The sequence below is a fragment of the Pseudonocardia sp. genome, from assembly GCF_025465255.1.
Classification (GTDB): domain Bacteria; phylum Actinomycetota; class Actinomycetes; order Mycobacteriales; family Pseudonocardiaceae; genus Pseudonocardia.
Window position 1 is genome coordinate 75,680 of the sequence record NZ_JAODNI010000235.1, and the last position, 22,211, is coordinate 97,890.

General features: G+C 72.9%; 18 protein-coding genes. 4 read left to right on the plus strand and 14 right to left on the minus strand.

What is annotated here, in order from left to right:
* Positions 1-2: 2 nt before the first annotated feature.
* From JWP64_RS29505 to JWP64_RS29530, 6 genes are all read right to left on the minus strand, one after another.
* The gene (locus JWP64_RS29505) at positions 3-593 is read right to left on the minus strand and encodes a superoxide dismutase family protein (protein WP_297503459.1); all 591 of its coding nucleotides are present in this window, start codon (positions 591-593) and stop codon (positions 3-5) included.
* A gap of 53 nt (positions 594-646) precedes the next feature.
* Positions 647-1,786, minus strand: coding sequence for an NYN domain-containing protein (locus JWP64_RS29510; protein ID WP_297503461.1), 1,140 nt, complete (start codon positions 1,784-1,786; stop codon positions 647-649).
* A 49-nt stretch (positions 1,787-1,835) separates the two neighbouring features.
* Positions 1,836-2,579 carry a dienelactone hydrolase family protein gene (locus JWP64_RS29515; RefSeq protein ID WP_297503463.1) on the minus strand — a complete coding sequence of 248 codons (744 nt, stop codon included), beginning with the start codon at positions 2,577-2,579 and terminating at the stop codon, positions 1,836-1,838.
* Positions 2,580-2,648: 69 nt separating this feature from the next.
* Positions 2,649-3,158, minus strand: coding sequence for a pyridoxamine 5'-phosphate oxidase family protein (locus tag JWP64_RS29520; protein ID WP_297503466.1), 510 nt, complete (start codon positions 3,156-3,158; stop codon positions 2,649-2,651).
* Between the two features lie 93 nt (positions 3,159-3,251).
* A complete protein-coding gene (locus tag JWP64_RS29525; RefSeq protein ID WP_297503468.1) occupies positions 3,252-3,644 on the minus strand; it encodes a VOC family protein in 393 nt (130 codons plus the stop codon).
* A gap of 126 nt (positions 3,645-3,770) precedes the next feature.
* Positions 3,771-6,395 (minus strand): PEP/pyruvate-binding domain-containing protein, encoded by a 2,625-nt coding sequence (locus JWP64_RS29530; RefSeq protein WP_297503470.1) that lies wholly within the window; start codon positions 6,393-6,395, stop codon positions 3,771-3,773.
* A gap of 442 nt (positions 6,396-6,837) precedes the next feature.
* Between JWP64_RS29530 and JWP64_RS29535 the strand changes: the two genes are divergently transcribed.
* Both JWP64_RS29535 and JWP64_RS29540 read left to right on the plus strand, forming a co-directional pair.
* Positions 6,838-7,824, plus strand: coding sequence for a phosphotransferase (locus tag JWP64_RS29535; protein WP_297503472.1), 987 nt, complete (start codon positions 6,838-6,840; stop codon positions 7,822-7,824).
* Positions 7,821-8,696 carry an HAD family hydrolase gene (locus JWP64_RS29540; protein ID WP_297503474.1) on the plus strand — a complete coding sequence of 292 codons (876 nt, stop codon included), beginning with the start codon at positions 7,821-7,823 and terminating at the stop codon, positions 8,694-8,696. The genes JWP64_RS29535 and JWP64_RS29540 overlap by 4 nt, the downstream gene beginning before the upstream one ends.
* Before the next feature lie 318 nt (positions 8,697-9,014).
* Here JWP64_RS29540 and JWP64_RS29545 read toward each other — a convergent pair whose 3' ends face one another.
* From JWP64_RS29545 to JWP64_RS29565, 5 genes are read right to left on the minus strand one after another with little or no spacing between them, the layout of a single operon-like run.
* The gene (locus JWP64_RS29545) at positions 9,015-10,322 is read right to left on the minus strand and encodes a 2Fe-2S iron-sulfur cluster-binding protein (RefSeq protein ID WP_297503476.1); all 1,308 of its coding nucleotides are present in this window, start codon (positions 10,320-10,322) and stop codon (positions 9,015-9,017) included.
* A gap of 45 nt (positions 10,323-10,367) precedes the next feature.
* Positions 10,368-11,258 carry an FAD binding domain-containing protein gene (locus tag JWP64_RS29550; RefSeq protein WP_297503478.1) on the minus strand — a complete coding sequence of 297 codons (891 nt, stop codon included), beginning with the start codon at positions 11,256-11,258 and terminating at the stop codon, positions 10,368-10,370.
* 37 nt (positions 11,259-11,295) lie between these two features.
* Positions 11,296-12,075 (minus strand): enoyl-CoA hydratase/isomerase family protein, encoded by a 780-nt coding sequence (locus JWP64_RS29555; RefSeq protein WP_297503480.1) that lies wholly within the window; start codon positions 12,073-12,075, stop codon positions 11,296-11,298.
* Between the two features lies 1 nt (position 12,076).
* Positions 12,077-14,521, minus strand: a complete 2,445-nt coding sequence (locus tag JWP64_RS29560) for a xanthine dehydrogenase family protein molybdopterin-binding subunit (RefSeq protein WP_297503482.1) — start codon at positions 14,519-14,521, stop codon at positions 12,077-12,079.
* Positions 14,514-16,034, minus strand: coding sequence for an AMP-binding protein (locus tag JWP64_RS29565; protein WP_297503484.1), 1,521 nt, complete (start codon positions 16,032-16,034; stop codon positions 14,514-14,516). Before JWP64_RS29565 ends, JWP64_RS29560 begins: the two co-directional genes overlap by 8 nt.
* Positions 16,035-16,191: 157 nt before the next feature.
* Here JWP64_RS29565 and JWP64_RS29570 point away from each other — a divergent pair, with 157 nt between their 5' ends.
* Together JWP64_RS29570 and JWP64_RS29575 are read left to right on the plus strand one after the other, a co-directional pair.
* Positions 16,192-16,776: a PadR family transcriptional regulator gene (locus JWP64_RS29570; protein WP_297503486.1), complete on the plus strand. Its 585-nt coding sequence runs from the start codon at positions 16,192-16,194 to the stop codon at positions 16,774-16,776.
* Positions 16,777-16,898: 122 nt separating this feature from the next.
* Positions 16,899-18,023, plus strand: coding sequence for a glycosyltransferase family 9 protein (locus JWP64_RS29575; protein WP_297503487.1), 1,125 nt, complete (start codon positions 16,899-16,901; stop codon positions 18,021-18,023).
* A gap of 159 nt (positions 18,024-18,182) precedes the next feature.
* Here JWP64_RS29575 and JWP64_RS29580 read toward each other — a convergent pair whose 3' ends face one another.
* Genes JWP64_RS29580 through JWP64_RS29590 form a run of 3 tightly spaced genes read right to left on the minus strand, consistent with a single transcriptional unit; the run spans position 18,183 to position 21,921 of the window.
* Positions 18,183-18,659 carry a (2Fe-2S)-binding protein gene (locus JWP64_RS29580; protein ID WP_297503489.1) on the minus strand — a complete coding sequence of 159 codons (477 nt, stop codon included), beginning with the start codon at positions 18,657-18,659 and terminating at the stop codon, positions 18,183-18,185.
* On the minus strand, positions 18,656-19,531 hold the full coding sequence (locus JWP64_RS29585; protein WP_297503491.1) for a xanthine dehydrogenase family protein subunit M: 876 nt from the start codon (positions 19,529-19,531) through the stop codon (positions 18,656-18,658). The genes JWP64_RS29580 and JWP64_RS29585 overlap by 4 nt, the downstream gene beginning before the upstream one ends.
* Entirely contained in the window at positions 19,528-21,921 is a 2,394-nt protein-coding gene (locus tag JWP64_RS29590) for a xanthine dehydrogenase family protein molybdopterin-binding subunit (RefSeq protein ID WP_297503493.1), read from the minus strand. Before JWP64_RS29590 ends, JWP64_RS29585 begins: the two co-directional genes overlap by 4 nt.
* Between the last annotated feature and the right edge of the window lie 290 nt (positions 21,922-22,211).

Sequence of the window (22,211 nt, forward strand, 5' to 3'; positions counted from 1 at the left end):
GGCTACGCGGGGAGGGACACGCAGGCGACCCGGTCCCCCGCGGTGCCCGCCTTGCCCGGCTCGCTGCTGGTGGGCATCGCGTGCACGACGACGGCGTTCGGCCGGGACGCGCCGGTGAACTCCCAGTCCACGGTGGAGGTGGACGTGGCGTTGCCCTGGGCGTCCGTGGTGACGTCCAGCCAGACCTCGTTGCGCGGGTTGGCGAAGGCCGGGTCGACGCTCGGGGTCACCGGGTCCTTCTCGTGCTGGACGTGCGGTCCGGAGTCCGCCGGCGCGGGGCCGCAGGCCTTCGCGTGGGCGTGCGCGCCGTACTGCCGGTTCGGGACCAGGCCGGTGAGCTCGAGGGTGACGGTCGAGCGGCCGGCCTCCGAGCTCGTCACGATGTGGGCGCCCGCGCCGACCGGGACCAGCGCCGGATTGTAGGTGATCGCTGCGCCCTGCTCCGCGAACGTGACCCGTTGGTCCGACGGGGAGGAGCCTGCCGCCGCGGCGACGGAGGAGGCGGGGGCGGGCGTGCCCGCCCCGGACGAACAGCCGGCGAGCGAGAGGGACGCGAGGACCACGGCGGCACCGATGACGCGGGAAGCGGACATTGCGGGAGCATGGCCTCTCACGCGGCGTCAGGCAACCGACGCTCCGTGAAGGTTCAGTCCAGGACGTGCAAGCGGTAGTCCCCGGAGTCGTCGTCCCAATCCATCTCGATCAGGTCCCGCGCGCGGGCGGCCTTGGCGAAGGACAGGAAGCTGTTGAAGCCGAAGCGCTTCTCGCTGAAGCCCGGCTGCCGCTTGCGGATCTTGTCCTTCAGCCCGCTGAGCTGCGGCGATCCCAGGTCGCTGACGACGTCGGCGAGAAGCCGGAACGCGTCGTCGTCCGCGGAGCCGTTCTCGGGGAACATGACCTCGGGGTCGCCCTGCGCCGACCCCTGCGCCAGCTCGACGACGCCGCGGGTCTGCAGGTTGCGCAGCAGCTCGCCGAAACCGCGGAAGCCGTGGTCCGCCTCGTCGAAGGTGGGGTCCTTGCGGAGGATCGCGCGCTTGAGCCGGGAGGCGAGGACCGGGCCGTCGGTGTGGCGCTGCAGGCCCGCGAGGGTGCGGGTGACGAGCGGACCGACCTCCCGGTCCGTGCCCGTCTCCACCTGCTCCTCGTCCTGGGGGTCGTCGACGACCGCCTCCGGGGCGGGCGGTTCCGGCGGCGGGGGCGTGATCAGCGGGGGCTCGATCGCAGGGACGACGGGCGTGAGCGCGGCGGCGATCACCGGACGGACCGACCGGCCCCGGCCCTTCCGCACGACGGGCGCCTGGGTCGGCTCGACCCCGGGGAGCCGGTCGTAGAACAGGAACTCGTCGCAGGCGGGCGGGAGCAGTGCGGACGTCGAGGACTGCACCCCGATCCCGATCACCCGCTTGTCCATCTCGCGCAGCTTGTGGACGAGCGGGGTGAAGTCCGAGTCCCCGGTGCCGATCGCGAACGTGGTGATGAAGGGGCGCTCGTAGGCGAGCTCGATCGCGTCGACGGCCATCTTGATGTCCGCGGCGTTCTTCCGGGAGCCGCCCACGCGCTGGGGAATCTCGATGAGCTCCACCTGCGCGCGGGCGAGCAGCCGCCGGTCGTCGTCGAAGTAGGACCAGTCCGCGTAGGCGCGCCGCGCCACGACCCGGCCGCGTTCGGCGAGGGCGTCCGCGACGGGGCCGAAGTCGAAGGGCGAGACCCCGAGCCCGTCGCGCGCGCCGATCGCGAGGTTCTCGTAGTCGAGGAACAGCGCGATGCGTTCGTCGTCGGTGATCACTGATGGGCCTCCCCGGGCTGGTCGGTGGCAGCCTAGGGCGGGCCGTCGGTCAGGCCGACAGTGCCGTGCCGTACAGCTCGGCCAGTGCCTCCCAGTGCCGCTTCTCGGCGTCGGGGTCGTGAGTCGGGTTGTCCGGCACCGCGAAGCCGTGGGCGGCCGGGTAGAACAGCAGGGTGTGCGTGACGCCGGCGCTGGTCAGCGCCTCCTCCAGGCGGTCGAACTGCTCCTGGTCGAACGAGGCGTCGTTCTCCGCGCCGGCGACGTAGACGGTCGCCCGCATGCTCGGGGCCAGCAGGTGCGGGCTCGTCGGGTCGTCCGCGGCCGCCAGCCCGCCGCCGTGGAACGACGCCGCGGCCGCGACCCGCTCGGGATAGCTCCCGGCCACCGTCAGCGACGTCCAGCCGCCCCGGCAGTAGCCGGTCGTCCCGACGGCGTCGCCGGTCACCTCGTCCCGGGCGAGCAGGAAGGTCAGGTAGTCCCCGGCGTCGCGGATCACCAGCTCCTGGGTCAGGCCGTGGACCATCCCCATCAGCCGTGCCCGCTCGTCCGGGTCGCTGAACACGGTGGCCATGTCGAAGGGCTTCCAGTCGCCCTCGCGGTAGTAGATGTCCGGGAGCAGGGCGACGTAGCCCATGGCGGCCAACCGGTCCGCCATCTCGCGGAAGGTCTCGCGGGCGCCGCCGGCGTCCGGGTAGACGAGCACGCCGGGCCAGGGGCCCTCGCCCTCGGGGACGTGCAGGGTGCCGGACGCGGAGCCGTCCGTGGTGACGATCGTGACGTCGGTACGTGTCATCGGCCTACATTCCCACGACTCGCCCGTTCGGGCTCGCGACGACGCCGGGACCGGGCGTCGGTTCCGCGCTCAACCGGCCGGGAAGCGGTACCGGGTCTGGCTGTACGGACCCTTGCCGAAGCCGAACGCCGTCGTCGGCTCGACGCGGAACACCAGCGCGAGGCCGTTGCCGCCGTCGAAACCACCGTCAAGGACGTCGAAGTGCCAGTCTGCGCCGTACTTGTCCTCCCAGGCGCCGGCCAGTGCCTTCAGCGTGCCGGAATCGGTGACCCGCTCGGCCCGCCCCTCGACGACGAGGTCCGTCCCGCCGTGCCGCGCGTTCGTCCCGGTGGTGAGCACGACCTCCGGGTTCGACGCGACGTTGCGCGCCTTGCGCTCGTCCGCGCCGGTGCAGAAGTGCAGGGCGCCGTCCCGCCAGACCGCGAGCAGCGGGGTGACGTGCGGGCGGCCGTCCGGGCGGACGGTGGAGACCCAGAAGAGCTCGGCCGCGCCGAGGGCCGCCCTCACCTCGGCCCACGGGATCGGTCGGGCGTCGGGCTCGCCGTAGCGGGCGTCGAGTTCGGCCACGGGTTCGGTCATCGCACGGTCCCCTCCTCGGAAGTGGGTCGGGAGTGGTGACCGCGCCGGGGCTCCGGACTCATCGCTGTGCGGAACAGGTGGTGGCCGCCGCGATCAGAGGAACTCGTTGAGGGCGAGCACGTTGCCCTCGGAGTCCTTCAGGAACGCGGACCGCACCGGGCCCCAGTCCGTGATCACCCCTCGATCGACGCCCTCCTTCCCGGCGAAGGCGCCCGCGGCGAGGGGCTCGAAGACCACGCCCCGCTCCTGCAGGCCGCGGACCACCTCCTCGATGTCCCGCACCCTGAAGCTGATCACGGGGTACGACGGCGGGACCCGCTCCGGCAGCTCGGTCAGCGCGATCGTCGTGTCCGCGCCCGCCCGGAACAGCATCGGGTCCGCGGGGCCGGAGAGGAGTTCGAGCCCGAGGACGTCGCGGTAGAAGGCCCGGACGCGGTCGCCGTCCTGGGCGGGGAGGATCGGGTTCAGCGGGAAGTCGGTGAGCATGCGGACACCCTAGGAACCGCAGCGGACACTTCCCGTCCACAATCCCGGGCCTACCGGAAGATCGTCTCGTCGGACCGATTTCGGCCGTACCCGACGGAAATCGGTCCCGAGGGGTGATCTTGAGCCTCAGCGGTGCCGGCGGAGCCACCAGCCCAGGCCGAGGGCGGCGATCCCGCCGCCGGCCGCCACGAGGGCGGTCCGGGACCGGCGCTCCGTGGCGGCGGCCGGCTCGTCGGGCTCGTCCGGCTCGTCGACCAGGGTGACGGTGCCCGCGTCGCCGTCGACCCGGATCCGGGCGCCGTCGCTGATCCGGCGGGTCGCGGCGCCGGTGCCGAGCACGGCGGGGATCCCGTACTCCCGGGCGACGATAGAGCTGTGGCTCAGCGGGCCGCCGATGTCCGTGACGACGGCGGCGGCCATTGCGAAGAGCGAGGTCCAGGCGGGCGTCGCGATGCTCGCGACCAGCGCGTCCCCGGGCCGCATCCGGCCGAAGTCCTGCGGCCCGGCGAGCACCCGCGCGGTGGCCACGACCCGGCCCGCGCTCGCGCCGGTGCCCCGCAGGACGTTCCCGGTCTGCTCCGCGGACGACGCCGGCAGCACCGCGTCGAACCGCTCCCAGTACGAGCCCCGGGGCAGCACCTGCGGAGGGGTGACGCGGCGCCGTCCGCGCCAGAGCTCCTTGCGCTGCTCGACGGCTCCCGGTCGCCCCTGCAGCACCTCGTCGCGGCGCAGCCAGAAGACGTCGTCCGGGTCGTCGATCACCTTCTCCTCGACGAGCCGGCGGCCCAGCTCGCGCAGCATCCGGCGCAGCTGCGGCCACGCCAGGCCCATGTCCGCGAGGGCGTCCTCGCGGACCGGGGCGATCTTCTGGGCCCACCGGAGCAGCTGCCTGAAGGTCCTGCGGCGCAGCGGGTCCAGCCTGGCCAGGACCTGCTCCGTGGCCGCCTCGCGGCGGTCTGCGGAGGCGCGCTGCCGCTCGTGCGGGTCCGCCCCGCCGCCACCCAGGTAGAACCGCACCGTGCCCAGCAGCGGGGCCGGGTCGTCGGCCGGGACGGCGTTGGCGAAGTCCATGTTGTAGAGCGTGTGGCCGTGGGCGTCGAGATGGGCGCGGAGGCGGACGTCCCACTCCGGCCAGCGCTCGGTGCTCTGCCCGGCCAGCAGCGCGCCCGTCAGGTCGGGCGTCGTCCGCGCCCAGGCCGCGAGGTCGTACAGGGACTTCTCGGCGCGGATCGGCGCGCTGTCGAAGCCCAGCAGGAACGCCACGGCGGGCGGGTCGCCGGGCCGCCGCACCAGGTGCTCGTAGAACCAGGTGAAGACCACCTCGCTCGACGCGGCGATCGGGATGATCGTCTGAACCGCGGTGTAGTACTCCGTGCCCGCGTCCAGCAGCTCGCCGACGCCCGCCATCAGCTCGTCCGTCGTCAGCTCGTCGAGGGGCCGGTCCGTCCAGCGCCGGAGGACCTCGGCGTAGCGCGGGCGGGACCGCTCCCGCCACCGCACCTGCGCGCGGGCCTCGCCGTTCGAGCCGGCCAGGACCGGCAGGGCGGCGGGGCTGCGCAGCATGATCCGGGCCATCCCGGCGCGGGAGTAGCGGTAGTAGGCGTAACCGTTGACGGTCGGGAGGCCCACGTCGCCGTCGCGCACGACACCGGCGTCCAGCAGCTCGGTCATCAGCGCCTGCAGCGAGCGGGTGACCGAGCCGTCGATCAGCTCCTCGAACAGCGGTGTGAGCGGGTCCGGCAGCTGCTCGACGATGCTCGCCCGCACGTAGATCGCCTTCGGGTCCGGCACCGGCCAGTCCGTCGGCGGCGCGGCCTCGGGTTCGGGCAGCGCGGTGACCGGGCGGGACTGCACGATCCGGAACGCGGTCCCGGAGCGGGCCCACTCGATGTCCTGCGGGCCGCCGAAGTGGTCCTCGATCCGGGTACCGAGGGCCGTCAGCGTGGCCACCTGGTCGTCGGAGAGGACGGGTTCGGAGCGCAGGCCGGCCGGGACCGGCCGTTCCTCGGTGCCGCGCCCGGTGGGGACGGTCATGACCGCCTTGTCCGCGGTGGTGCGGGAGCGCACCCGCCCGGTCTTCTTGTCCGCGACCGTGTCGTCCGTGGTCACCGAGCCGCTGACCACGGACTCGCCGAGGCCCCACGCCGCGGAGATCACCGCCTCGTCACGACGTCCGGTGGCGGGGTTCGCCGTGAACAGGACCCCGGCCGCGTCCGCGTCGACCATCTCCTGGACGACGACGGCGAGCGCGACGTCCGCCGGACCGATCCCCTGCCGGGCGCGGTAGGCCATGGCGCGCTCCGTCCAGAGCGAGGCCCAGCATCTCCGGACGGCCCCCAGCAGCTCGCCGCGGCCGTTGCCGACGTCGAGGTAGGTGTCCTGCTGGCCCGCGAAGCTCGCGCCCTCGAGGTCCTCCGCGGTGGCCGAGGACCGGACCGCGACGGGGCCCTCGCCGAGGGCCTTGCGGGAGGCCCGCAGCTCGCGGGCCATCGCGTCCGGGAATCTCACCGAGCCGAACAGGGCCCGGATCGCGGCCGACGCCGTGTCGAGGTCCGAGCCCGTGGCGAGCTCGAGGATCGTCGGGCCGATACCGCTCGCCTCGACGACGGCCCGGTAGGCGTCCGTCGTGAGCACGAAACCGGGCGGCACGGGAAACCCCGCGCGGGTGAGCTCGCCGAGGTTCGCACCCTTGCCACCCGCGACGTCGACGTCGTCGCGGCCGAGCTCGTCGAAACGACGGATGAACCGCATGCACGGCATTCTGCTACCGGCCGGGCGGAGGGCCCCGAGGAGGACGGCCGTGCACCCGTCCGGGTCCATCGCGATCCGGCCGCGACCGTGACGGCGGCCAGATCCTCGACGAGCGATTCCGCACGTGGCGTCCTCTCGACCCGGAGTTCCTCGACGCCGCGATCCTGGCCGACGGCGCCCACGGACGAGAGGTACCCCTCATGCTGAGCAACGCGGACACCAAGGACCTGATCCGGCGCTCCAGCTGGGACATCTCCCGGCTAGCCTCGTCCGCCGTCCGGGTCCTGTACACCCGTCGGCCACGCTGCTAACTTCCCGATCAGGGCGACGGGGCTCGTGCCGTCGCCCGTCGTCGTGCATCCGTCACCCCTCACCTGCATGTTCCGTGCTGCAGATCGCGCGTGAGAGGGCCCGCAGGGTGGACGGACGGTTCGTCGGATACGTGTCCCGGCACGATCGGATGCACGGCTTCCTCTGCCGTGTCCTCGCCGAGCCGATGGGCGTGCACCAGGCGCATCCGGCCTTCCGCGCGTTCCGGCTCAGCGGGAGCAACGAGGTCTACGGCTACGAGGAGAAGTTCAGCGACACCAAGCTGATCTGCAAGTTCTTCGGCCCCCGGTTCGGCCGGGACCGGGACCGCGCGGCGTGGACGGCGGCCCGGGAGTACGGGAGCTACCAGACGCTGCGGCGGTACGCCCTCGTCGGCTCCCCCCACCACGTGATCCGGCCGCTGGCGTTCGACCGGGACATCAACTGTGTCCTCGCGCTGGAGTACTACGGCGGCGAGCTGCTCAGCGACGCCATCTCGCGCGCGATCCGGGACGGGGACACGGGGCACCTCTTCTGGCGGCTCACCGCGCTGGCCTACTACCTCGCCACGCAACACAACCGGACCGTCGACGGGACCGCCGTCGACTTCACCGCGGACTGCTCCTACCTCGACGTCCAACTCCGAATCCTGCGGGACGTCGGCCGGATCGGGCAGTGGGACACCGACGAGCTCCGATGGCTGTGCGGGCTGTGGGCGGACCGTCCGCGGATGTGGGAGGACCAGCAGGTCTGGCTGCACGGCGACGCGACCCCCGCCAACTTCCTCTTCGGCGGCGGCCTGGACGTCGGCGCCATCGACCTGGAGCGGATGAAGCGCGGCGACCGCATGTTCGACGTCGGGCGCGTCGCGGGCGAGCTCCAGCACGCGTACATGCAGGGGACGCACGACCCGTACCGCGCCGAGCCCTTCATCGGCCACTTCCTGTGGGAGTACAGCTGCCACTTCCCGGATCGGGACGCCGCGTTCGCGTCGATCTCCCGCCGGCTGCCGTACTACATGGCCCTCAACCTGCTGCGCGTCGCGCGCAACGACTACATCCCGCGGGACTACGGCGGCAGACTGGTCGCGCAGGCCAAGGAACTGCTCCGCGCGTCGTGAACGAGCGCCTCCTGACCGGACGACGAACGGGGACCATGGACGACATCCGCGCGATCGCCTTCGACGTGAACGGGACGCTCGTCGAGATCCGCACCGACGAGCACGACGACGCGATGTTCCGGGCCGCCGGCCACTTTCTCATCTACCAGGGCATCGACCTGCGCCGGCACGAGGTGAAGGACCTCTACTTCCGGTTCCTCGACGAACAGCGGCACGCCGGCGAGGAGGAGCACCCCGAGTTCGACGCGGTCGCGATCTGGCGCCGGATCGTCACCGAGCACGCCACCGACTTCACCCGCGCCCTGCCCGCGGAGAAGCTCGCGCAGATGCCGTTGTTCCTCGCCGAGTCCTGTCGCGGCATCTCACGGCGTCGGCTCCGGCTCTACCCGTGGGTGCGCGAGGTGCTCGACGTCCTGCGCGCACGGTTCCCCCTGGCCCTCGTCACGGACGCGCAGAGCGCCTACGCCCGGGGTGAGCTCCACAAGGTGGGCCTGCTGGAGTACTTCGACCCCATCGTCGTGTCCGGGGACCACGGCTTCCGCAAGCCGGACCGCCGGCTCTTCCGCATCGCGCTGGACGGCCTCGGGGGCGCCGCCGAGCACACCCTGTACGTCGGGAACGACATCCACCGGGACGTCTTCGGCGCCCGGGAGGCGGGGATGCGGACCGCGCTGTTCACCTCGGACCAGGGGACGAAGGAGTACCAGGACTGCGTCCCGGACCTAGTGTTCGACGACCACCGCGAGCTGTTGTCGGCGCTGGGGTTGCCGAGGCCGCCCGATCCGGTGCGGCCGGATGCGGCATCGGCCGACACCGACGGCTCGTCGACCGCAGCACCACCGGTGCGGAGCCGAGGCCCGGTCGTGACCTGAGGTCGTCAGACTTCGCCCCTGCCCACCCAGGAGGACGTCATCACCGCCATCGCCGCAGCCGTCCTGTTCGCCGTCGCCCTCATCCTGCACCTCGCGAGCCTGTCCCTCGGTCCCCTCGACGCGACCGCGTTCCTGCTCGCCGGTCTGCTCCTCACCGCCCTGCACCTGGCCGGCATCGGCACCGCGCGGAGAACCAGGCGCCGCTGACCCGGGGGCAGGGTCGCGGCCGCGCTCTCGGCCGCGCGCGCCCACCAGTTCCACGCGCGCGGTCGACCGCGCACGTCGCGCCGGATCCCGCGCGTCGAACGCGGCCGGCCGTCAGCGCCGCTCGCGCCGCCTGCGGACGGCCTCGCGGATCCGGGCACGGGCCGACCGCAGGCGCCGGCCCACCGCGTCCCGCAGGGCCGCGGCGGCGATCGCCACCGGGCTGGGGCCGGACCCGACCTCGGGTGCCGTGCCGGTCCGGGCGGTCTCGTCGACGGCGTCGGCGAACTGCTCGAACATCCGCCGGCTGACGTCCCCGGCCAGCGCCCTGCCGAACTGGGCGATCCGGCCGGAGAGGTAGAGCTCCGCGTCGGCCTGCAGGCGCGTCCCGCCCTCCGACCCTTCGTCGGGGACGGCCGCCAGCGTGATCACGGCCTGGGTGGCGCTGCCGCTCGCGTCCGCGCCCTGGGCGATGACCTTCATCCGGTGGTCGTCGCGATCATGCTCGACGACCTGGGCCAGGCCCTCGAAGGACAGCTTGACCGGCCCGAGCGCGATGGTGGCCCGGCCCCGGTACCGATCGTCCCCGAGCACCTCGACGAGCTGCGCGCCGGGCAGGCACCGGGCGAGCTGGTCGAAGTCCTCGAGGACCGGCCACACGTCGTCGATGGGGGAGGACAGCGCGCTGGTCACCGAGACGCTGGCGGACGGCGCCCCGACGGGGATGCGCACCTCGGTCGGCAGGGCCGGCCCGGTCTCCACGCCCTCGTCGTCGGCGCTGCCCGCCGGACCCCTGCCGCCGCCCCGGCCGACCAGGGTGCGGGCGCCGCAGTTGCCCGGCGCGGGCGGGCCGTCCGGGTACGCCTGCGCGACGTCCGAGACCGCCGCGAGGATGCCGCGGTAGCCGGTGCACCGGCAGAGCACCCCGGACATCTGCTCCGGGAGCTCCTCCTCGGTCTCGCCCGGCGGGTTCGCGAGCAGGTCGTAGCTGCTCATCAGCATGCCGGGGGTGCAGAAGCCGCACTGCAGACCGTGGTGCGCGGAGAAGGCCTGCTGCAGCGGGTGCTGCTCCTCGGCGGTGCCGAGGCCTTCGACGGTCACGATCTCCGCTCCGTCGCACTGCACCGCGAACAGGAGACACGCGCGGGCGGCGTCGCCGTCGACGAGCACGGTGCACATCCCGCAGACCCCGTGCTCGCACCCGAGGTGGGTGCCGGTCAGGCCGAGGTGCTCACGCAGGACGTCCGCCAGGTGTACCCGGGCCGGTACCGAGACGGTGACCTCGGCGCCGTTGACCGTCATCGAGACCTCGGCCAGCTCGCCGGCGGGGATCTTCTCGGCACGCGGACGCGGACGCGGGCGGTGCGACGCGCGCGCGTCCGTGTCCGCCGTGCTTCCGGTCCGGTCGTCGAGCTGGGTCATGCGGAAACTCCTCGGAGAAGATGCGCCGTGAGCGGGTCAGGTGGGCTAGGGGCGGCCGGAGGCGCGGGAACCGCGGGCGCGGCGCAGGGCCTTGGCCAGCTCCCGGGCGGCGAGCACGCTGAACAGCCGGCGGCGGTAGCCGGTCGAGCCGTGGGTGTCGCCGCCGGTGTCGACGAGCTCGGCGGCCAGCTCCGCGGCGCCCCCGCGGAGCTCGCGCTCGACGTCGTCCGCGTCCGCCGCGGCCCGGACCAGGTCGGTGACCTCGCGGAACGCCGGGCGGTCCGAGATCCCGAAGCCGGTCAGCCGGGCGTCGGTGACGGTGCCGTCCTCGGCCACGGTGACGGCCGTGGCCACCCCGGCCAGTGCGAAGTCGCCGTGCCGGCGCGCGATCTCGGCGAACCCGAAACCCTCACCCGGCGCGGCCACCGGGAACTCGGCGGCCACGACGACGTCCTCCGGGGTCACCGCGGTCGTCATCGCCCCGACGAAGAACTCCCTCGCGCCGAGGGTGCGCCGGCCCCCGGGGCCGGCGACCTCGATCTTCGCCCCGACGCAGCAGGCGACGGCGGGGAGCTCCGCCGCGGGGTCCGCGTGGGCGAGGCTGCCGCACACGGTCCCCCGGCTGCGCAGCTCCCGGTGCCCGACGAAGGGCAGCGCGAGACCGAGGAGCGGCACTGCGCGGGCCTCCGCCGACCGTTCCACCGTGCGCTGGCGGACCGCGGCGCCGATCCGCAGCCCGCCGGCAGACGCGCCGTACCCGTGGAGCTCCTCGACGGCGGTGACGTCGACGAGGGTCGCCGGCCGGCCCAGCCGCATGGCCAGGACCGGGACCAGCGACTGCCCGCCGGCGAGCACCTTCCCGTCCCCGCCGGACAGCTCGTCGAGGACGTCGTCGAGGTCGGCGGGGCGCACGTAGGCGAAGGGTGCTGCTTTCACGAGGGACCTTCCCTGAATGGTCTGGGCGCGGGGCGGCTCAGCGCCCGGTGAACTCCGGCTTGCGCTTCTCGCCGAACGCCTTGACGCCCTCGGCGAAGTCGTTCGTCGAGCGCAGCATCGCGTAGGCCTTCCGCTCCAGGTCGATGCCGGTGTAGAGCGGCGCGTCGATGCCCTTGTCGAGCACCTCCTTCGCGGTCCGCTGGGCGGCCGGGGAGAAGTTCGCCATCTTCGCGGCCAGCTGCTCGACCGCCGCGTACAGCGCGTCCCGGTCGTCGTGCAGCTCGGCGACGATGCCCCAGTCCAGCGCCTGCTGGGCCTGGATCCGGGTGGCGGTCATGATGTGGAACTTCGCCCGGGACAGCCCGATCAGGCGGGACAGGCGCTGGGTGCCGCCTGAACCGGGGATCATGCCGAGGTTCATCTCCGGGAGCGCGAACTGGCTGCGCGGGGTGGCCAGCCGGATGTCGCAGGACAGCACCATCTCCAGCCCCACGCCGAAGCAGTAGCCGTCGATCGCCGCGATGACGGGCTTGGTGCTGCGCGCCGGCGCGGTGACGTTGTGGCCCAGGTCGGTGAAGTCGATCGGGTCGACCTCCATGAACCCGGCGATGTCGCCGCCCGAGGTGAAGTGCTCGCCGTCGCTGCGGACGACGACGACGCGGATGTCCTTGTCGGCGTCGATCTCCGCGAAGCGGTCCGCGACGAGCTGCCGCATCTGCCAGGTGACGACGGTGTACTTGCCGTGCGACAGCGTCAGGTACGCGACGCGCCCGTCCGCGCTCCGCTCGAGGAGGACGTCTCCGCCGGTCAGCGCCATGTCAGTGGATCTCCTTCGTGGTGGTGTTCTCGAAAAGCTGGTGCAGCACCTCGCCGTGCAGGGGCAGGCGGGTGATCTCGATGCCGTGCGGGCCCAACGCGTCCGCGACGGCGTTGGCGAACGCGACCGGGAAGCTCATCGAGGAGCCCTCGCCGCAGCCCTTGGCTCCCAGGGGCGTGAGCGGTGACGGGCTGACGATGTGGTCGGTGCGCAGGTCGTAGCCGGCCTCCGCGCTGGTCGGGCACAGGTAGTCGAGGAAGGTGGCCGAGGTCGGCTGGCCCGAGTCGGCGTAGGTGAACTCCTCGTACATGGCCCCGCCGAGCGCGTGCGTGAGCGCGCCGTGCACCTGCCCGTCCAGCAGCTGCTGGTTGAGCACGGTGCCGGCGTCGTGCACGGACGAGACCCGGTCGATGCTGATCTCGAGGGTGTCCGGGTCGATCCGCACGGCGACGAGCTCGGCGACGAACCCGTAGCACAGCGAGGAGTTGATCCGGTCGTCCTTCGTGGCGGCGCGGACCTCCCGCGGGGTGAACGCGGCCTCCTCGTAGAGCCTCGCGGACACGCCCTCCGGCAGCGCCCCGGGATCCCAGTGCACCACCCCGGCGGCGTGCCGGAACAGCACCGCGCGCTCGGGGTCGTCGCGGTGGCGGACCTTCCCGTCGACGAGCTCGAGCTCCTCGGGAGGCAGGTCCAGCAGCACCGAGCCCGCCGCGCGGACCGTGGCCGCGATCCGGTCCGCGGCCTCGACGACCGCGCTGGTCACCAGCGGCGCGAACCGGGAGGAGTAGCTGCCCGAGGTGACCGTCCACGGCGTCGTGCTCGTGTCCATGTCGACGATGGCCCGCACCTGCTCCTCGGGCAGACCCAGCCGCCGGGCGGCGATCGACCGGGCGACCGTGGCGTGCCCCTGCCCCTGGGGGACGCTGCCGAGCATGACGGTGACCAGACCCTGCATGTCGACCGAGATCCGGACGTGTTCGGTCGAGCCGGACTTGTCCCGGCCGGGCTTGCGGTCCTCCGAGGGGGTCGCGAGGCCGACGTAGCCGATGTTCGTGCCCGAGGGGTCGACGACGAGGCCGACCCCGATGCCGTAGTAGGCGCCCTCGGCGCGCGCCGCGGCCTGTCGGGCCCGCAGCTCGTCGAGCCCGGCGTTCTTCACCGCGAGGTCCAGGGCGGCCGGGTAGTCCCCGGAGTCGTAGACGCCGCCGGTGGGCGTCTCGTACGGGAAGTGGTCGACGAGGTTCTGCCGGCGGACCTCCACCACGTCCCGCCCTGTGGCCGAGGCCACGGCGTCCATCAGCCGTTCCAGGCCGAAGTAGAGCTGCTGGCCGCCGAAACCGCGGTTCAGTCCGGTCGGCATGGTGTTGGTGACCACCGCTCGCGCCCGGATCTCGACCGCGCCGATCCGGTACGCACCGGTGATGTTGCCGAAGCAGCGGTAGAGCGTCGACGGCTCGGGCGGACGCAGGTAGGCGCCGACGTTGTCGACCAGGTCGACCTTCAGCGCGGTGACCGTGCCGTCGTCCGCGACGGCCGCGGAGAACCGCATCGCCCGGTCGGCGCCCGAGGCGCTGGCGAGGAGGTGCTCGATCCTGTCCTCGGTCCAGCGCACCGGGGTGCCGGCGTGCTTCGACGCCAGCGCCATCAGCACCACGTACGGGTAGATGCCCGCCTTGATGCCGAAGCTGCCACCGATGTCGGCGGGCACGTGGAGCCGGACGCGGGAGGTCGGGATGCCGAGGGCCCCGGCCATGACCGGCACCATGGTGAACGGGCCGTGGAAGTTCGCCCACGTCTCGACCGCGGGCCCGTCGGCCGTGTCCTGCCAGTTCGCGATGACCGAGTAGCACTCCATCGGGACCGAGGAGTAGCGCGGGAAGTCGTAGTCCGCCTCGACGACGTGCGCCGCGTCGGCGAAGGCCTGCTCCACCGGCCCGAACGAGAAGGTGCGGTCCGTGGCGACGTTGTCCCCCGCCTCCTCGTGCAGCACCGGCGCGTCCGGCAGGAGCGCCGGGCGGGGGGCCACGACCGCGTCGAGCGACTCGTACTCCACGGTGACCAGCTCGGCGGCGTCCTCGGCGGTGTAGCGGTCCGAGGCGACCACGACGGCGATCGGCTCGCCGACGAAGCGGACCTTGTCGAGGGCCGTCGGGTAGTAGGCCATCGGCGTCGTCGTCGAGAGGGGGAAGGGCCGCACGGCGGCCCTGACCTCCTCCGGCCCGATCACGGCCGCGACACCGGGTTGCGCGCGGGCGCGGCTGAGATCGACCGACACGAGGCGGGCGTGGGGCTGGGTGGAGCGCACGACGGTGGCCACCAGGGTCCCCGGCAGGGGATCCATGTCGTCGAGGAACCGACCGCCGCCGGTGACGAGCGCGGCGTCCTCGACGCGGGCCGGGTTCCAGCGGGGCGTGCCGCCCTCCGTCACCGGGGCATGGTCAGCCACGAGCTTCTCCCTTCGCGTCGTAGTCACCCGCGGAGAGGACGCGGCGCAAGGTCTTGCCCACGCCCGACCGGGGGATGACGTCGACGGCGATCACTCTCTTGGGCCGCTTCAGCGACGGCAGCGCACTGCGCGCGTGGGCCAGCGTCTTCTCGGCGGCATCGATCGGATCGGTGCCGGCCGCGGGAACGATGAACGCCGTGACCGCCTGGCCCCAGCGTTCGTCGGGCAGGCCGACGACCACGACGTCGTCGATCGCGGCGCACCGGGCGAGCGCCGCCTCGATCTCGTCCGGGTACAGGTTCTCCCCGCCCGAGTTGATCATGTCGTCGACGCGGCCGGCCACCCAAAGGTCACCGTCCTCGTCGGCGACGGCCAGGTCTCCGGTGTAGTACCAGCCGTCCCGGATGGACTTCTCGTTCGCGTCCGGGCGCTGCCAGTAGCCGGCGAACGCCTCCGGGCTCTCCAGGGACACGATCACCTGTCCCTGCTCGCCGTCAGGCACCAGCGCGTCCGGCGGGGCCCCGATCTCGGGGGTCACGAGCCGCACGCGGGAGAAGATCCCGGCCCGCCCGGCGGAGGCGGGCTTGGCGACGACGTCCGGGTTGACGGTGAACGTGTAGATCTCGGTGCTGCCGAAGTGGTTGACGAACGACCCCGGACGCACCTCGGCGGCGAGCTGCTCGGCGAGCGACGGCGTCATCGCGGCGCCGGCGTAGGCGAGCCGGTCGAGGGCGCGGGCGTCACCGAGCCGCCCGCTGCGCAGCAGGGACCAGTAGATGGTCGGCACCAGGTACAGCGAGCTGATCTTCTCCTCGAGGATCAGCGCGAGAGAAGCCTCGGCGTCGAACGCCGGCTGCGCGACCCAGGTGCCGCCCACCACGATGCTGGTCAGCAGGGTGCGCAGGCCCATCGTGTGGAACATCGGCATGACCCCGAGCACGACCTCGCCGATGCGCTGCTGGGTCTGCACGGCGTGCGCCACCGCCGCCGAGTGCTCGGCCCGGTGCGTGCGCGGGACGCCTTTGGGCCGTCCCGTGGTGCCGGAGGTGTAGAGCATGACGCTGATCGCGGACTCGTCCGGCACCGTCGGCAGGTCGCCGTCGGGTTCGCCGGCCGCCAGCTCGTCGAGCTCCGCCGCGGTGTGCAGCCGGGGTCCGCCGCCCGAGGTCGCGGCCGCGCCGCGCTCGGCGTTGGCGTCGTCGACCACGAGCGCCACCGCGCCGCAGTCCTCGATGCAGTGCCGCAGCTCGTCCGGCGAGAACCGGGTGGAGAGCGGAACCGAGACCGCGCCCAGTTTCTGCGCGGCCAGGTGCAGGCTCGCGAGCGGCTCGCCGCCCGTCAACGCGAGTGCGACGCGGTCGCCGGGCTTGACCCCCACCGCCTGCAGGGCCCTGGCCAGCGCGTTCGTGCGCGCGTCCCACTCCCGATAGACGAGATGACGCCCTGCGCCGCGGACCGCGAAGCGGTCGGGGTAGCGCTCTGCCGCTCCTCGCAACGCCGTCGCCAGATCCATGAAGCCTCCCATGACCGTCTGAAACGTACGGTACAGTTCAGATTGTTGGTCGGCAAGACGGGGATTTCGGCACAGTGCCGGGTACCCCTTTCGTAGACTGCACAGGCACGCAGTGCAGGCTCGACCGACGCGTGCGCTGCCGACCCCGAGGAGTTTCGTGGCCGAGGTCCGCCTGTCCCCCACCTCCTACGTCGTGCTCGGCATGATCGCCCTGCGCGGTCCGTCGACCCCGTACGACCTCAAGCGCGGCGTCGCGCACTCGGTCGGCTACTTCTGGAACTTCCCGCACGCGCAGCTCTACTCGGAGCCCGAGCGGCTGGCGGCGCTGGGCCTGCTCGCCCTGTCCACCGAGGACTCCGGGCGTCGGCGCAAGACCTACTCGCTCACCACGGCGGGCCGGGAGGCCCTGCGGACCTGGCTCGCCTCGCCCACCGAGGAACACTTCGAGCTGCGGGACATCGCGGAGCTCAAGCTGTTCTTCAACGAGGCCGGCGAGCCCGGGGACGTCTTCGCGCTGGCCCGGGACCAGATCCGCCAGCACGAGGACCGCATCGCGGAGTACGAGGACATGGTGGAGCGGTTCGGCGACGACCCGTCGCTGCGGCCCCGCATGCTCACCCTCGAACTGGGCCTGGAGATGGAGCACGCGGCCCTGCGCTTCTGGACCGCGCTCGAGGCGGGCGATCTCACCGCGCTGCAGGAGTCCCGTCGCGGCCGGGGCGCGGTCCGCTCGCAGTCCTGACCTCCTCGACGCGGCCACACCGCGCATGGCCCGCACCCTCTGTGGGTACCACGTCCCGTCCGAGGACGACGGCCGCCGCTCATGGTCACCCTCGGGCTGCAGGGCGGTATCGGGAGGTCGGCGTGAGCCAGGACGGGGACGGGGTGCGGCGGATCGCCGTGCTGCGGTGCAACGCGCTCGGGGACTACCTGATGATCACCCCGGCGCTGGCGGCGCTGCGCCGCGCCTTCCCCGAGGCCGAGGTCACGCTGCTCGGCGGAGCCTGGCAGGCGGACTTCCTGTCCGGCCGCCCCGGGACCGTCGACCGGGTCGTGGTGGTACCGCAGGTGGCCGGGCTGGCGGGGCAGCCGGGCGGGGCGCCGCCGGCGTCCGCCTTGCCGGAGTTCCTCGCCGGGGCCCGCGCCTACCGCTACGACCTGGCTGTGCAGCTGCACGGCGGCGGGACCGCGTCGAATCCCCTGGTGCGGGCCCTCGGCGCTCGGTGGTCCATCGGTCTGCGCGCCGACGACGCCGCTCCGCTCGACGCGACAGTGCCGTACCGCTACTACCAGGCAGAGGTGTTCCGGTACCTCGAGGTGGTCGCGCTGGTGGGGGCCGACGGGCCGCCGGAGTACCCCCTGCTCGCGGTGTCCGACCAGGAGCAGGCGGCCGCGGCCGAGCTCCTGCCCGGCGACGGGCCGTGGGTCGCGCTGCACGCCGGTGCCGGTGATCCGCGTCGGCGCTGGGCGGCGGAGCGGTTCGCCGCCGTCGCCGCCGGCCTGGCCGCCGCCGGAGTGCGCCCGGTGCTCGTCGGCTCGGCCGCCGACCTGCCCGTGAGCGCGGAGGTGCGCAGCCACGCCGCCGTCGCGCTGCACGACCTGACCGGCCGCACGGGCCTGGGCACGCTGGCTGCCGTGCTCGGTCGGTGCGCGGTGGTGGTGGCCAACGACTCCGGGCCGCTGCACCTCGCGCGCGCGGCCGGTGCCGCGACCGTCGGGCTGTACTGGTGCGGCAACGCGATCAACGCCGCGGCGACCGTCCGGACGCGGCACCGGCCGCTCCTGAGCTGGACCGTGCTCTGCCCGGTGTGCGGCGTCGACGCCAGCACGGCCGGCTTCCCGCATCGCCCCGGAGAGGGCTGCGCGCACCGGCCCTCGTTCCTCGGTCAGATCCCGGTGGCCGAGGTGCTCGAGGAGGCCCTGGACCTGGTTGCGGGAGCGACCTGCGGCCCGGAGGACGTGCCTTCGGCCCGATGGGCGCCTCCCTGAACCCGGCCGACGACCGCCGCGGCTCGCCCCCGCGGGCGGGCCGGGCGGGCACGGGCCCCCGGGACCACCGGGTGGTGCCGTGGGACGCCAGGAGGGAACCGGGCCGGACATCGTCCCGGCCTCGGGCGGGCGGCCCGGTCCGCTCCCGGACGACGAGCGTCAGCTCCGCTGCTTCTCCGCCGCGTCGAGGACCGACGTGACGATGGAGTCGTATCCGGTGCAGCGGCAGAGGTTGCCGGAGAGGCGCTCCCGGACCTCGGTGGCCGTCGGGTCCGGGTTGCTCTCCAGCAGCTCCGTCGCACACATCAACATCCCGGGCGTGCAGAAGCCGCACTGCAGGCCGTGGTTGTTCCAGAATGCCTCCTGCAGCGGGGTCAGCCGGTCGCCGTCCGCCATCCCCTCCACGGTGGTGATGGTGCAGCCGTCCGCCTGGACCGCCAGCATCAGGCACGCGCGGGCCGTGCGGCCGTCCACCATGATCGTGCAGGCGCCGCACACACCGTGCTCACAGCCCAGGTGGGTTCCGGTGAGACCGCACTGGTGGCGGATGAAGTCCGCCAGCGTGAGCCGGGGCTCGCAGTCCGCCGTGTAGACGTGGCCGTTGATCGTCGTCGACACACTCTGCTTGTCGTTCACGCGCTCGCCTCACTTCGCTGGATCGCCGTCTTCACGGCCCTCTTGAGCAGCAGCCCGGCCATGTCCCGCCGGTAGGACCCGGGGGCGTGGATGTCGTCGGGCGGCCGGACGGCGGCGGCCACCGTCGCGGCCGCGTCGTCGATCGCCTCGTCGGTCGGGGGCGCACCGACGAGCACTGCCTCCGCCGCATGCAGCCGGACCGGAACCGGGCCGACCCCGCTGGCGGCGAGCCGGACCAGGTCGACCGAGCCGTCGGGGCCCAGGTGGACCGCCGCGACCACGCCCACCATGGCGAGGTCGCCGTGCCGGCGGGCCAGCTGCTCGACGGCGACCCCGGTTCCGGCGGGCAGCCGCGGGAGCCGCACGGCGGTCAGGACCTCGTTGTACTCCATCGCGGTGGTGAACGGTCCGACGAAGAAGTTCTCGGCCGCGATGCTGCGGGGACCCGCCGGGCCCTCCACCAGCAACTCGCCGCCCAGCCCGGTGACCAGGGTCGGCAGCTCGGCGGCGGGGTCGGCATGCGCCAGGCTCCCGCCGACGGTCCCGCGGTTGCGGTTGGTGACGTGGCCGACGTGCCGCAGCGCCTCCGCCAGCAGCGGGGCCGCCTCGGCCACCAGGGGGCTCGTCTCGACGTCGCGCTGCCGGGCCATGGCGCCGACCAGCAGGCTCGTGCCCTCGTCCCGGACGTAGTCCAGCGACCCGACCCGGTTGAGGTCGACCAGGACCGAGGGCCGGGCCAGCCGGAAGGACATCAGGGGTACCAGGCTCTGTCCGCCGGCGAGCACCTTGGCGTCGGTGCCGTGCTGGCTGAGCAGGGCGACCGCCTCCTGCACGTCACCGGCCCGGGCGTAACCGACTGCTGCGGGCTTCACTGCGATCCCTCCTTGTGCGACGTCGCCTCACGGATCTGCTCGAGCAGCCGGGGCGGGGTGACGGGAAAACGGGTCACCGTGACGCCGAACTCGGTGAGCGCGTCGTCGATCGCGCTCGCGACGAGCGAGACGCCGGCGATCGTGCCCGCTTCGCCGACGCCCTTCATCCCACCGGGGATGTCGGGTGCCGGTGTCTCCTGGTGATAGAAGTGGAACGGCGGGATGTCTGTGGCCGTGGGGAGCAGGTAGTCCCGGAAGCTCCCCGTCCGGAGCCGGGCCTCCTCGTCGTAGACCAGCTCCTCGAGCAGGGCCCCGCCCATGGCCTGCGCCAGCCCGCCGGCGAGCTGACCGTCCACCAGCATCGGGTTGATCACCGTGCCGCAGTCGTGGGCCTGCAGGCAGTCCAGCATCGACACGGTCCCGGTCTCGGGGTCGACCTCGATCAGCAGCGCCGCGCATCCGAAGGAGGTCGCCATGTTGACCGGGTCGAAGACGTCGACCTCCTCGAGGGTGGGCATCTCGTCGTCGGGAAGCCGGTCGAGCAGGCGGCGGTAGGCCGCGTCCCCCACGTCGCGGGTGGTCACCGACGGTCCCGACGTTCCCCGCACGCTGATCGTGCCGCTGTCGATCTGCAGGTCGTCGGGGGAGGCCTCGAGCAGCTGCGCGGCCACTCGGAAGACCTTGCCGCGGAGCCGCTCGCTCGCCCGGAGGATCGCCGCGCCGCCGAGCGTGGCGGCCCGGCTGCCGCCGGTGCCGTACCCGGTGTAGGGACAGGAGTCGGTGTCGCCGGTCACCACGACCACGTCGTCCATGGGGACGCCGAGCGTGTCCGCCGCCAGCTGGGAGTAGATCGTGTGGGTTCCCTGCCCGATGTTGATCTGCCCGGTGTAGATGGTGACCTTTCCGCCGGAGTCCATCCGCACCACGGCCTCGTCGAAGCCGGAGTGCGCGAGCCCGGCCAGGTTGAGGATCCGGCTGGGGCCGTACCCGCTCGGCTCGATGTGGAAGGAGTACCCGATCCCGACGTGGCGCCCCTCCGCACGCGCCTCCGCCTGACGCTCGCGCCAGCCCAGCTCGTCGACCTTGCTCATCGCCAGGTCGAGGCAGTCGGCGTAGCGGCCGCTGTCGTAGGTGAAGATCGCGCCGGTGAAGTACGGGAACTCCTCGGGCGCGGGGAAGTTCTTCCGCCGGATCTCGGCGCGGTCCATCCCCAGCTCGCGGGCGGCCATCTCGATCAGCCGCTCGTGCACGAGGTTGCCCTTGGGCGCTCCCCAGCCACGGTAGGAGCCGTACGGCGCGCGGTTCGTCACGACCGCCTTGAGGTGCAGCTCGAGATTGGGGATCTTGTACGGCCCCATGCTGGTCAGTACCGACGCCCAGGGCGGCCCGGAGCCGACGGTGCCGAGTGCGCCGCCGAGTACGCCGTAGGACGTGCCGCGCAGCCCGAGGATCGTGCCGTCCTGGCTCAGGGCCATCTCGAAGTCGAGGCGCTGGTCGCGCGAGTGGCCGGTGGCGACGAAGCTCTCGGCGCGGTCCTCGAGCAGCTTGACGGGTCGGCCGGTGCGCCGCGAGAGGACGGCGGCGATGACCTCCTCACCGTAGAAGTCGAACTTGTTGCCGAAGCCGCCGCCTATGTGGGGGGTCCGGACCCGGATCTTGTGGACCGGCACGTCGAAGACCTCGGCCAGCAGGTCACGGGCGAGGTTGGGGGACTGCGTGGAGAGCCACACGTCGAGCGTGCCCTCGAAGGAGTCCCAGTTCACGATGCATCCGCGGGGCTCCAAGGGGCAGCCGAAGGCGCGGCCGTGGCTGAAGCTGCCGCCGACCACGAGGTCCGCGGAGGCGAAGGCCTCGTCGGCATCGCCGTTCCGGTAGGTCAGCGAGCCGCTGACGTTGTCGGGCCAGTCGTCGTACAGCTTGGGGGCGTCCGGTGCGAGCGCCGCGTCGAGGTCCGCCACGACCGGCAACAGTTCGTAGCTGACCTCGATCAGCTCCAGGGCGTCCTCGGCGACGTAGCGGTCGGTCGCGACGACGGCGGCGACCGCCTGACCGACCCAGCGGACGCGGTCGACGGCGAGCGCGTGGGTCCTGGCGATCCGCTGCTCGGGGATCGGGAACCAGATCACCGGTTGCTGGTCCGCGACCGCGGCGAGGTCCTGGCCGGTGATCACGTCGAACACGCCGGGGAGCGCGCGGGCCCGGCTGGTGTCGATGCCCGTGATCCGGGCGTGGGGATGGGGACTGCGCAGGACGGCCGCCTGGAGCATCTTGGGCACGGTCACGTCGTCGATGTACTGGCCTCGGCCGGCCAGCAGGCGGGGATCCTCTGTGCGCCGGATCCGCGCCCCGGTGTACTTGGTCTGGCTCTGAACGGGTTCGGTGATGGTCATGGCGCAGCTAGTCGCTCCTCAGGTCACCAGTGGTACGGCGGCACACGACGGGTCCGCGGCGCCGCCGAGCTCGGGGTGGCGTGGTGGGTGGGACGCTCGATCGCCTCGGTCCCGTCGCCCGGTCGACGATCACGCCCGGACCGGATTCCGTCGGAATCCGATCTCCTGACCGCTCTCTTGTGCGGTGCGGATCATCATGAAGTGGAACCTAGGCAACGCCCTACGGCCCGACCATGGACCATTCGCCACAGTTTCAGGCCCACAAGTGCAAGCCGACAAAATGTTTCGCG